9 protein-coding genes are annotated in these 10,032 nt (G+C 74.6%); 4 read left to right on the top strand and 5 right to left on the bottom strand.

All coding sequences use genetic code 11. The features are described 5' to 3' along the window. Nucleotides 1–95: 95 nt before the first annotated feature. Together PV341_RS40515 and PV341_RS40510 are read left to right on the top strand one after the other, a co-directional pair. Nucleotides 96–875, top strand: coding sequence for a GntR family transcriptional regulator (locus tag PV341_RS40515; protein ID WP_500326306.1), 780 nt, complete (start codon nt 96–98; stop codon nt 873–875). Nucleotides 876–1,057: 182 nt separating this feature from the next. Next, a complete protein-coding gene (locus PV341_RS40510; protein ID WP_500360424.1) occupies nt 1,058–1,378 on the top strand; it encodes a hypothetical protein in 321 nt (106 codons plus the stop codon). Nucleotides 1,379–1,761: 383 nt separating this feature from the next. On the opposite strand, the gene tmpA is transcribed toward PV341_RS40510, so the two are convergent. The 3 genes from tmpA to PV341_RS40495 form a co-directional block, all read right to left on the bottom strand. Beyond that, the gene (tmpA, locus tag PV341_RS40505) at nt 1,762–3,399 is read right to left on the bottom strand and encodes a 2-trimethylaminoethylphosphonate dioxygenase (RefSeq protein WP_500360422.1); all 1,638 of its coding nucleotides are present in this window, start codon (nt 3,397–3,399) and stop codon (nt 1,762–1,764) included. 104 nt (nt 3,400–3,503) lie between these two features. Further along, complete coding sequence (metX, locus tag PV341_RS40500) at nt 3,504–4,664, bottom strand: homoserine O-acetyltransferase MetX (protein ID WP_500326526.1); 1,161 nt, start codon at nt 4,662–4,664, stop codon at nt 3,504–3,506. Further along, nucleotides 4,661–6,025 (bottom strand): bifunctional o-acetylhomoserine/o-acetylserine sulfhydrylase, encoded by a 1,365-nt coding sequence (locus tag PV341_RS40495; protein WP_500360420.1) that lies wholly within the window; start codon nt 6,023–6,025, stop codon nt 4,661–4,663. Before PV341_RS40495 ends, metX begins: the two co-directional genes overlap by 4 nt. 587 nt (nt 6,026–6,612) lie before the next feature. Here PV341_RS40495 and PV341_RS40490 point away from each other — a divergent pair. Beyond that, entirely contained in the window at nt 6,613–7,893 is a 1,281-nt protein-coding gene (locus PV341_RS40490) for a sulfite oxidase (RefSeq protein ID WP_500326299.1), read from the top strand. A gap of 168 nt (nt 7,894–8,061) precedes the next feature. Continuing rightward, the gene (locus tag PV341_RS40485) at nt 8,062–8,733 is read left to right on the top strand and encodes an enoyl-CoA hydratase-related protein (RefSeq protein ID WP_500326297.1); all 672 of its coding nucleotides are present in this window, start codon (nt 8,062–8,064) and stop codon (nt 8,731–8,733) included. A 25-nt stretch (nt 8,734–8,758) separates the two neighbouring features. On the opposite strand, the gene PV341_RS40480 is transcribed toward PV341_RS40485, so the two are convergent. Together PV341_RS40480 and PV341_RS40475 are read right to left on the bottom strand one after the other, a co-directional pair. Beyond that, complete coding sequence (locus tag PV341_RS40480; protein ID WP_500326295.1) at nt 8,759–9,487, bottom strand: SMI1/KNR4 family protein; 729 nt, start codon at nt 9,485–9,487, stop codon at nt 8,759–8,761. Nucleotides 9,488–9,547: 60 nt separating this feature from the next. Beyond that, a complete protein-coding gene (locus tag PV341_RS40475) occupies nt 9,548–9,946 on the bottom strand; it encodes a YybH family protein (protein ID WP_500360426.1) in 399 nt (132 codons plus the stop codon). Between the last annotated feature and the right edge of the window lie 86 nt (nt 9,947–10,032).

Below are 10,032 nucleotides of genomic sequence, written 5' to 3'. Positions count from 1 at the left end.
ACGGGGGACGGGCCGGCGCCCGTCCCCTCCGGGTAGGGTCGGGGGAACCGCCCGCAGGGGCGGCCCGCACGGCACGAGCAGCGCAGGAGACCACGGTGCGGCAGGAGCAGGGCACCCCGGACGACGAGCTGCGCTACCGCAAGGTCGCGGCCGGACTCCGCGAGGCGATCATCGCGGGCGATTACGCCGCCGGCACCAAACTGCCCCCCGAGGGCACCCTCGCCGAGCGCTACGGCGTCTCCCGGGGCACGGTCCGGCACGCGCTGGCCGTGCTGCGCTCGGACGGCCTGGTCACCTCGCGCCGCGGCACCCGGCGCACGGTGCTCGGCGGCCCGCGGGCACAGAGCTTCTCGGAGCTGCTGAGCTTCACCAACTGGGCCCGCTCCATCGGGGAGACCCCGGGCGGCCGCGTGGACAGCGTGGTGCGGCGGCCCGCAGAGCTCTCCGAGGCCGATCAGCTCGGCCTGGAGGACGGCGCCGAGGTCTACCTGGTGCTGCGGGTGCGGACCCTGTCCGGGGAGCCGGTGATGGTCGAACGCTCCCTCTACCCGGCCCGGATCGGCGCGCTGGTGGCCGAACTGCCGCCCGACACGGTCTCGCACACCGAGGCCCTCGTCGCGCACGGCGTCCTGTTCACCGACGCCGACCACACCATCGACCTGGCCTGGGCCGACGCCGACGACACCCGCCTCCTGGACTGCCCGCCCGGGCAGGTCCTGCTGCGCGAGCGGCGCCGCACCACCGATCCGGAGGGCGCGCCGGTGGAGTGGTCCGAGGACCGCTACCTGCCCGGCACCATCGCCTTCACGGTGCACAACTCCGTGGCGGCCTCCACGCTCGGCCGCCGCCACAGCCCCCGTCCCGGGAAGGACTGAGTGTCCCGGGGCCTGGACCAGGTCACCGCCGCCCTCGCCCACCGCCTCGGCGCCATCGCCGGCGACCTCCGCGGTGACCTCTCCGACGAGCACGAGCGCTGGGTCCTGTACCGGCGGGCCCTGGACGACCCGGCCTGTCTGCCCGACCTGTACGACGCCGTGCCGTCGAACCCGACCCGAGCGTGGCCCTCGGCATCGTCCTGCACGTCCTCGGTCGCCTCCCGCCCTCCGGCCACTCGGCCTGGACCGACCGGCTCGGCACCGAGCGCGGCCGTGCGTACGCGGCCCGGCGCGCCCGCGAAATCGGCGTCCTGCAGAGCGCGTCGGTGACCGCCCTGCTCGGCGACGCATCCGTTCCGGATTCCTGGTCGGACTGGCTCCAACTGCGCCTCGCCGCGTCCTCGGACGAACCCGCGGTGCTGAACCGGCTGGCGGCCGCAGGCCGCACGCAGCGCATCCGCCGGCTGGCGACCGAGCGGGAGCGCTCGATCCGCCCGGTCTGATGCCCGGTGCCGAGCGCCTGGAGCAGGAGCATTCGCGTGCGGCAGCTGTTGCGGGGGCGAGATCGGGCTCGCTCTCGCCGTACCGGACGGCAAAGGTGAGCCCGATCCCGGGGAACCACCCGCAGACGCGGGTCACGGGGGGCGCGCCCACCACAGGCAGTGGGCGCGGCAACCGGCCATCTGCACCCGCGGACGGCAACGAGGCCCATGCCACCGGAGAGGCGGGCCGCTTCGGCGCCCGAACCCCGGCCATCCACCAGCCGCGCAGCGCCGGCCGGCCCCAGGCCGCCACCTTCCCCTCCGCAGCCCGCATCTGTGCCCCCGAAGGGCGTGAGACGGCGGGACGGCCGGACGACCGCCTCCGGCACCCCGGGGATTGCCGTCTACCCGCGCATCAGCGCGGCCAGCAGCGGGAGGAAGTGCGCGAAGGTCGGGGTGAGGGCGTCGGGGTCCTTCGCCTCCTCGTCCCAGCGGCGGACGGCGACCGCGTCGGCCGCGCCCGGCAGCCCGGCGAACTCGGCCGCCTGGCGGGGGGTCATCACACCGCCCTGGACCTCCAGGGTGTAGTTCGACGCCTCCGACAGCCGGTCGTGGTACCCCGGTTCGACCGCGCACAGGTAGCGCTTGGCGGCCACGTGCAGCCGCACCGGTTCGGTGACCTCGGGCCCGAACCAGCGGCCCAGCAGGTCGGCGCCGGTGTGGCTGTGCCGGTTGTCGTGGCCGGTCATCAGGTCCCGGCCGGTGACGACCCCGCCCTCCACGTGCCCGATGTCGTGCAGCAGCGCGGCGGCCACCAGGTGCGGCGGGGCACCGGCGGCCTCGGCCAGGGCTCCCGCCTGCAGCATGTGCTGGGCCATGGTGACGGGTTCGCCCAGGTACTCCGCGGACACCGCGCCCGCGAACAGTTCGGCGAGCGGCTCCAGGGTGTCCGCGCGGCGCAGCACGGCCAGGGTGCTCGCCAGCCCGTCCAGGTCGGCGTAGCAGCCCTGGAGGTGGCGCGCCCCGTCCTGGGCGAAGGCGGTGCGGGCGTGCAGCAGCCGGGTGTTGTCGAAGACCAGGCAGTCGCCGGGCGCGAGCCGCAGGTCCAGCTGCAGTTCGGGGCGGAGCAGCAGCTCGGCGAAGGTGCGGTAGGCCGTGTAGAACGCCTCCAGCTCGTCCGCGGCCATCCGCAGCGTGCCGATCGAGCGGTTGTTGAACCGCACCTCCCGCACGCGGCCCAGCGGGTCGGTGCCGATCAGCGGGCGGTCGGCCCGCAGTTCGGTCCCCGCGTCACGGAAGACGAACGGCACGGGCGTGCGGGTGAGCACGTCGTACGCCTCCGGGTCCTCGCGGCGCAGCAGCGCGGCCGCCGCGAAGCCGTCGACGAGACCGGAGTCGCCGCCGTCCGCGTCGTTGACCAGGCAGTGCAGCAACTGGAGCGTCGGAACGGGATCCCGGTACGGGTTGTCGGTGTGCGGCGTGATGGCGGCCGAGGTGAAGGCGAGGTTGTTCGGGTCCGGCTCGACGCGCACGTCGAAGAGCTTCCCGTAGTTGGTCTCGCGGACGAACCCGAAGGTCTCGGCCACCTCCAGCACCTGGCCCTCGCGCCCGGGCAGACCGCGCAGCAGCATGAAGCCGAGCCGCAGCACGGACTCCAGCATCCGGGCCCGCACACCCGGCTCGCCCACGTACTCCTCCCAGTCCGCCTCGGGCAGCCGCCCGGCGACCTCGCGCGCGGTCCACAGTTCCTTCCCGGCCTCGGTGCGCAGGTCACCGTGCCCGGTCCGGCCGGGCCGGGCGGCCTCCAGCCACGTCAGCGGGTACGACGAGCGGTGCCCGTCGGGCTCCCAGACCACGTCGACGGCGGGCGGGCCGTCCCCGGCGGCGTCGGCCGCCCGGCCCACCCGCAGCCCGGCGGGCAGGGAACCGATCTGGAACAGCTTCTGCCCGGACCGCGGGTCGCGGCACTCGGCGCAGGGGCAGTTGTCGCGGAGCCACATCGCCGGCAGGTCGCCGACGGGAAAACTGGACAGGGCGGACACGGTCACTCCTCGGGGCAAAGTTGTATAGCCAACTTCTCCGACCGTCACAGGCGGAGACGTCCCGGAGGTGACCGCGGCATGGCGCCGCGGCGAACGCCCGCCCCCTAAGGCCCCGCCCGGCCCAGCAGCTCCCCGACGAGTTCGCCGACCTGCGCGGTCTCGATGAGGAAGCCGTCGTGCCCGTACGGGGAGACCACGACCCGGACGGGCACCGCGCCGGGGATGCCGGCCGCCAGCTCCTCCTGCTGCGCGAGCGGGTAGAGGCGGTCGGAGGAGACCCCGGCGACCACGGTCCGCGCGGTCACCCGGCGCAGGGCGGCCCTCACCCCGCCGCGTCCGCGGCCGACGTCGTGCCCGTTCATGGCCTGGGTCAGGGCGACGTAGCTCCCCGCGTCGAAGCGCCGGACCAGCTTGGCCGCGTGATGGTCCAGGTAGGACTCCACCTGGTAGCGGCCGCCGCGCCACGGGTCCTCCGCCTCCTGCGGCGCGCGCCCGAAACGGGCGCCGAGCTCGGCTTCGCTGCGGTACGTCACATGGGCCAGCCGCCGGGCCAGGCCGAGCCCCGCGTGCGGGCCGTGCCCCGGCGCGGCGTCGTGGTAGTCGCCGTCCCGCCAGTGCGGATCGTCCCGGATGGCGTGCAGCTGCACGTTGGCCCAGGCGATCTGCTCCGCGCTCGCCGCGGCGGTGCAGGCGAGCAGCAGCAGCGCCTCCGTGCGTTCCGGCCGCGACACGGCCCATTCCAGGGCGCGCATCCCGCCCATGGACCCGCCCGCCACCAGCGCCCAGCGGCCGATGCCCAGCGCGTCCGCCACTTCGGCCTCGGCAGCGACCTGGTCGCGCTGCGTCAGCTGCGGGAACGCACCGCCCCAGCGCCGTCCGCCGGGCCGGCACGAGGACGGCCCCGTACTGCCCTGGCAGCCTCCCAGGACGTTCGGCGCCACCACGAACCACCGGTCGGTGTCGAGTGCGCGGCCCGGTCCGATCATCCCGTCCCACCAGCCCGGCGTGGGGTGACCCGGCCCGGCGGGCCCTGCGGCGTGGCTGTCGCCGGTGAGGGCGTGCAGGACCAGCACCGCGTTGGAGCGGTCCGGGGAGAGCCTGCCCCACGTCTCGTACGCGATCCGCACCCCCGGGAGCTCGCCGCCCGATTCCAGCGGCAGCGGCTTCTCCAGCGCGTGCCACCGGCGGCGGCCCGGCGGGTCCCCCTCCCGCCAGGCCCCGGAGGCCGGCGGGAGGGGGAGCGCGGCGGCAGGCGTGGTGTTCAGGACGCGCCCTTCGCGGCGCGGAACCCGGCCTCCAGGTCCGCCTTGAGGTCGGCGAGGTTCTCCAGGCCGGCCGAGAGGCGCACCAGTCCGGGCGAGGTGCCGGTGGCCACGAGCTGCTCCTCGTCCAACTGGCTGTGCGTGGTCGAGGCCGGGTGGATGATCAGGCTGCGGACGTCGCCGATGTTGGCCAGGTGGCTGAAGAGTTCGACCGCGTCCACGAACCGCTTGCCCGCCTCGACGCCGTCGCGCAGCTCGAAGGCGAGCACCGCGCCCGCTCCGCGCGGCAGGTAGCGCCGTGCCGCGGCGTGCCAGCGGTTGGACGGCAGCCCGGGGTAGTGCACGGCGGCCACCTCGTCACGCTGTTCCAGCCATTCGGCGAGGGCCTGGGCGTTGGCCGAGTGGCGCTCGATGCGCAGGCTGAGCGTCTCCACGCCCTGGAGGAGCAGGAAGGCGGAGTGCGGGGCGATGGCCGGGCCGATGTCCCGGAGCAACTGGACGCGCAGCTTGACCGCGTACGCCCCCGGGCCCAGGGCCGGCCAGTAGCGCAGCCCGTGGTAACTCGGGTCCGGGGCGCTGAAGTCCGGGAAGCGCTCGGCGTGGGCGCCGAAGTCGAAGCTGCCGCCGTCGACCACGACCCCGCCGATGGTGGTGCCGTGGCCTCCGAGGAACTTCGTCGCGGAGTGGACGACGACGTCCGCGCCGTGCTCGATCGGCCGCAGCAGGTAGGGCGTCGGCACCGTGTTGTCCACGATGAGCGGCACCCCCGCCTCGTGCGCGACGTCCGCGACCGCCCGCACGTCCAGGACGTTGCCGCGCGGATTGCCGAGCGTCTCCGCGAACAGCGCCTTGGTGCCGGGGCGGATCGCGGCGCGCCAGGCGTCGAGGTCGTCCGGGTCGTCGACGAAGGACACCTCGATGCCGAACCGGGGCAGGGTGTGGCGGAACAGGTTGTACGTGCCGCCGTACAGCGAGGTGCTGGACACGATGTGGTCCCCGGCGGACGCGACGTTCAGGATGGCCAGCGTCTCCGCGGCCTGCCCGGAGGCCAGCGCGACCGCGGCGACACCGCCTTCCAGGGCGGCGACCCGCTGCTCCAGGACGTCCTGCGTGGGGTTGTGGATCCGGGTGTAGATGTTGCCGGGCTCGGCGAGGGAGAACAGGTCGGCCGCGTGCTGCGTGTCGCGGAAGACGAACGACGTCGTCTGGTAGATCGGCACCGCCCGGGCTCCGGTCGTCGGGTCCGGCGCGGCGCCGGCGTGGATCTGCTTGGTCTCGAACGACCAGGCGGAGGTGTCGGGCCCGGTGCCGGGGCACTCCTCCGGGGTGTGGCCGGCGGTGACGGAGTCGATGGGCTGGCTCATGGTTCTCCCTCGGTGCGCATGTGGGTGCGGGTGCGGGGGCGGGCTCGGGCACGCCCAAGAGCAGCCGGGGACGGCAGGCGAACGCGTCCCGGGCAGGGGAAGGCAAGGAAGCGGAAGGGATGATCGGCGGCCGGTGACGGCGGCAGGAGGCCGGAAGCGCGGCGTCAGCGCTCGGCGCGACAGCCCATGCTGGTGACACGCACGTAGTCCACGTGGCGGCGGGTCACGAGCAGGGTCATGACGCAAGGTAACCACACGGAGGCGGAACGCACCAGCGGAACACCCGAGGTGACTTACCGTCAGCACGCCGTGCGGCGGGGCCCCGCCCGGCAGCATGGCGATGGACTTCGGGGACGGGGCTGACGCCGAGTCGGACCGGCCCTACGATGAGCGCGTGAACTCGACCAGCCCGGCCATCACGGCCGCACGCACCGTCGGCACGCCGCGCGTTCCCGCGTCGCGCCGCTGTTGTCGCTGAGCGCTCAGGGTCGCCACCCCGCTCCGGTTCACCCCCCTTGTCACCGCGCCGCCGTGCGCGGTCCTCCGCACGTCCTCGGTCGTTCCCCGCCACTGGAAGCAGGACCGTCATGACCCGTGCCCCGCGCTCCACCGTTCCCGTCGACGAGGCCTCCTACGACCGCCTGCGGCTGCGCCAATGGCTCGCCGGACGGGCCCGGGGCGACGGGATGTCACGCCGTGAGGTGCTCACCCTGCTCGCCGCGGGCACCGCCGCCCTCGCCCTGCCCGGACCGGTGAGGGCCGCGGCCGCGACCTCCCCGGGAATCGTCAAGCCTCTGCCGGACGAGTGGTTCACCCTCCGCGGGACCAATGCCGAGACGAAGTGGGAGGCGCTGCGCGGGACCGGCTACCTGACCCCCGCCGAACGCTTCTTCGTGCGCAACCACACATCCACCCCCGTCGTCGACGCCGCGACCTGGCGGCTGAAGGTCTGGGGGAGCGGGCTGCGGGGCGGCCCGGGCCCGGACGACGCCGTGGAGTACGGCCTGGACGACCTGCGTGCGCTGCCGCCGGTGGAGCGCACCGCCTTCGTCGAGTGCGCGGGCAACGGCCGGAGCTTCTACACCTCCCAGCAGGGACAGACGGTCTCCGGCACCGCGTGGACCCTGGGTGCCGTCGGTGTCGCCCGGTGGCGCGGCGCGCGCCTGTCGGACGTGCTGCGGCGGGCGGGCGTCACCCGGCACGCGGTGGACGTCATGCCGCGCGGTCTCGACGGCGAGTACGTCACGGGCGGCGTCAGCCTGGGCCGCGTCCGCAGGCCCCTGCCCGTGGCGAAGGCGCTGGACGACGTGATCCTGGCCTACGCCATGAACGGTGCTCCGCTGCCGCACGACCACGGCCGTCCCGTGCGGGTGCTCGTGCCCTCGTGGGTGGGGATCTCCTCGGTCAAGTGGGTGGGTGACATCGAGGTCTCGGCCGAGCCGCTGTACTCGCCGTGGAACACCGACTTCTACCGGCTGTTCGGCCCCGGGTTCCCCGAGGCCGGCAGCGCGCCGCTCACCCGGCAGACCCTCAAGAGCGCCTTCGAACTCGAATCGGGGGCCGCATTCTCCGCGGGGGTCCGCAGCATCCTGCACGGCCGCTCGTGGTCCGGGGCCGGGGGAGTGCGGCAGGTGGAGGTCAGCACCGACGGCGGTGCCACCTGGCGGCGGGCCGCACTGCGCGACGTCCCGCGCCGGGACGGGTGGGTGCGCTGGACCGTCCCGTGGCGGCCGCGCACCCCGGGCCCGGCCGTGCTGCTGGCGCGCGCCACCGACACCGCGGGACGGACCCAGCCGGACGAGGCGGTGTTCAACACCCAGGGCTACTTCTTCGACGCCGTGGTGCGGCATCCGGTGGTCGTCGCCTGACGCGACGTCCTGGGTGGGGACAGGCCGCGCCGCTCCCTGTACGATGCGGACCATCGAGGTTACCGGCCGGTAGGTATGCCGGTCGCGGAGCCAAGGCGGAAGCGCCCGCCCGGCTCCGCGTTCCCGCAGCCGCCCCGGCCGTCCGCCCCTTCGCCCCAAGGAGCAATCATGCCCACGCTCGACCGCCAGGACGACGTCTTCATCCTCGACCTCGGGGACACCGAGAACCGCTTCCACCCCGACTGGCTCGCGGCCGTCGACGCCCTGCTCGACGAGGTGGAGAAGGCCGAGGGGCCGCGGGCCCTGGTCACCGCGGCCACCGGCAAGTTCTGGTCCAACGGGCTCGACCTGGAGTGGCTGTTCGCCCACGCGGACCAGGCCGGCGCGTACGTCACGGGCGTGCAGGCCCTGCTCGCCCGTTTCCTGACCCTGCCGGTGGCCACCGTCGCCGCCCTGCAGGGCCACACCTTCGCCGCGGGCGCGATGCTCTCGCTGGCCCACGACTTCCGTGTGATGCGCGCCGACCGCGGCTACTGGTGCCTGCCCGAGGCGGACATCAACATCCCCTTCACCCCCGGCATGTCGGCCCTCATCCAGGCCCGCCTGCACCCGCAGACGGCCCACGAGGCGATGACCACCGCGCGCCGCTACGGCGGCCTCGACGCGCTGGCCGAGCGCATCGTGGACCGTACGGCGGGCGAGGACGAGGTCCGCGAGGCCGCCGTGGCCCTCGCCCGCCCTCTGGCCGGCAAGGCGGGCGCCACGCTCGGCACGATCAAGACCCGCATGTACGGCCCCGCGCTGGAGGCCCTCCGCCAGGAGGACGTCCCCCTCGGCTGAACCCGTACGCCGACGGGGCCCGGGGTCAGCGGGGGTCGTTGAGCCAGTCGCCCGGGAGGTCGTCGCGCACCCGGTCGAGCGCCTCCTCGGTGCGGGCCCGCGCCCACAGGCAGGTGCGGTCGTCCTCGCGGAGTATGACGTCGGGTCCGGCGTACCAGCGCGCACCCAGGTCCTCACCGGGCGGGTACGCGGGGAACGGCAGCGGGGTGAACCGCCCGTCCAGGGCGTCGAAGTGGGCCTCGTCGAGGTCGTCGCGGAAGTCGCAGAGCTCGAACGGCTCGTGCAGCGACTCCGACAGGACGATCTCGACGCAGGCCCACGAGAAGCGGTCCAGCCACGCCGACCACCGCTCGGCCTCCTTGTCCGCGAGGTCCGGCTTCATGACGACCGGCGGATCGGGCTTGTGCAGGTCGGCGAGGAGGATGCCCCACGACGCGGCGCCCTGGTTCTCGTACCGGAAGACCAGCGCCTCCTCGCGGGAGTCCACGTGGAGCTGCTCGGGCGCGAGCAGCGTGTCGTGGTTGCTGGTGAGGTCCGGGCGCCGCCCGAAGAGCCGGTAGGCGTCACGGAGCACGGCGGGCAGGGCGAAGCCCAGGCGCTCCTCGGCGGCGGTCAGTTCGGGCGCACCGTACCCGTCGCCCTCCTGCAGGGGCGCGAGCCAGTGCCCGGCGAAGCCGCGCACGAACCGTAGGGCCCTGGCCGGGTCCGTCATGCCCGCGGCCAGCTCCCGCCGCACGTCGAAGTCGTCTGTCATGCCGGGCACGCTATCGCGCCGCCGGACCACGCCCGCCCGCCGCGGACCGCGCGCGGCCGGTCAGCCTGCGTGGGGGAAGGAGTGGTGCTCGTGCACGACCACCCACCGGCCGTCCTGCCTGCGCAGCCCGAGCGTGAGGCGGAGCCGGATCCCGGGGTCCTGGGCGAAGTCCTCCGGGGTTCCGCAACGGAGCAGGGCGTACGCGAACGCCACGTCGTCGCCGGCGGTGACCTCCAGGGAGACGATCTCGAACGAGGCGCCGCGGGCCTGCCAGTCGAAGAACGGCGGCCACACCTGCCGGTACGCGGGCAGGCCGCGGACCCCGTCGTGGGGAGGCGGCACGTCGAACATCACGATGTCCTCGCCGTGGTCGGCGACCACGGCGTCCAGGTCGCCCCGGTGCACCGCCTCCGCCCAGCGCTCGATGAGCGCCCGGATCCGCGCCTCGTCGTCCCGCATGGTGCCGTCCTCCCGTGCCGCCGCCGCGGCGATCACCGTCCGTCGCCGTCCTGTCGGCCAAGGGTGATGGGGCGGAGGGGGTGCAC

The organism is Streptomyces sp. PA03-1a, from assembly GCF_033792805.1.
Taxonomy (GTDB): domain Bacteria; phylum Actinomycetota; class Actinomycetes; order Streptomycetales; family Streptomycetaceae; genus Actinacidiphila.
Note: the sequence above shows the minus strand (reverse complement) of the source record. Positions and strands in the feature narration are given on the sequence as shown.

Excerpts from the sequence above, each read along its gene's own strand:
- PV341_RS40495 (WP_500360420.1), bottom strand. The coding sequence starts at position 6,025 with ATGAGCCAGCCCATCGACTCCGTCACCGCCGGCCACACCCCGGAGGAG.
- PV341_RS40490 (WP_500326299.1), top strand. The coding sequence starts at position 6,613 with ATGACCCGTGCCCCGCGCTCCACCGTTCCCGTCGACGAGGCCTCCTAC.
- PV341_RS40485 (WP_500326297.1), top strand. The coding sequence starts at position 8,062 with ATGCCCACGCTCGACCGCCAGGACGACGTCTTCATCCTCGACCTCGGG.
- PV341_RS40480 (WP_500326295.1), bottom strand. The coding sequence starts at position 9,487 with ATGACAGACGACTTCGACGTGCGGCGGGAGCTGGCCGCGGGCATGACG.
- PV341_RS40475 (WP_500360426.1), bottom strand. The coding sequence starts at position 9,946 with ATGCGGGACGACGAGGCGCGGATCCGGGCGCTCATCGAGCGCTGGGCG.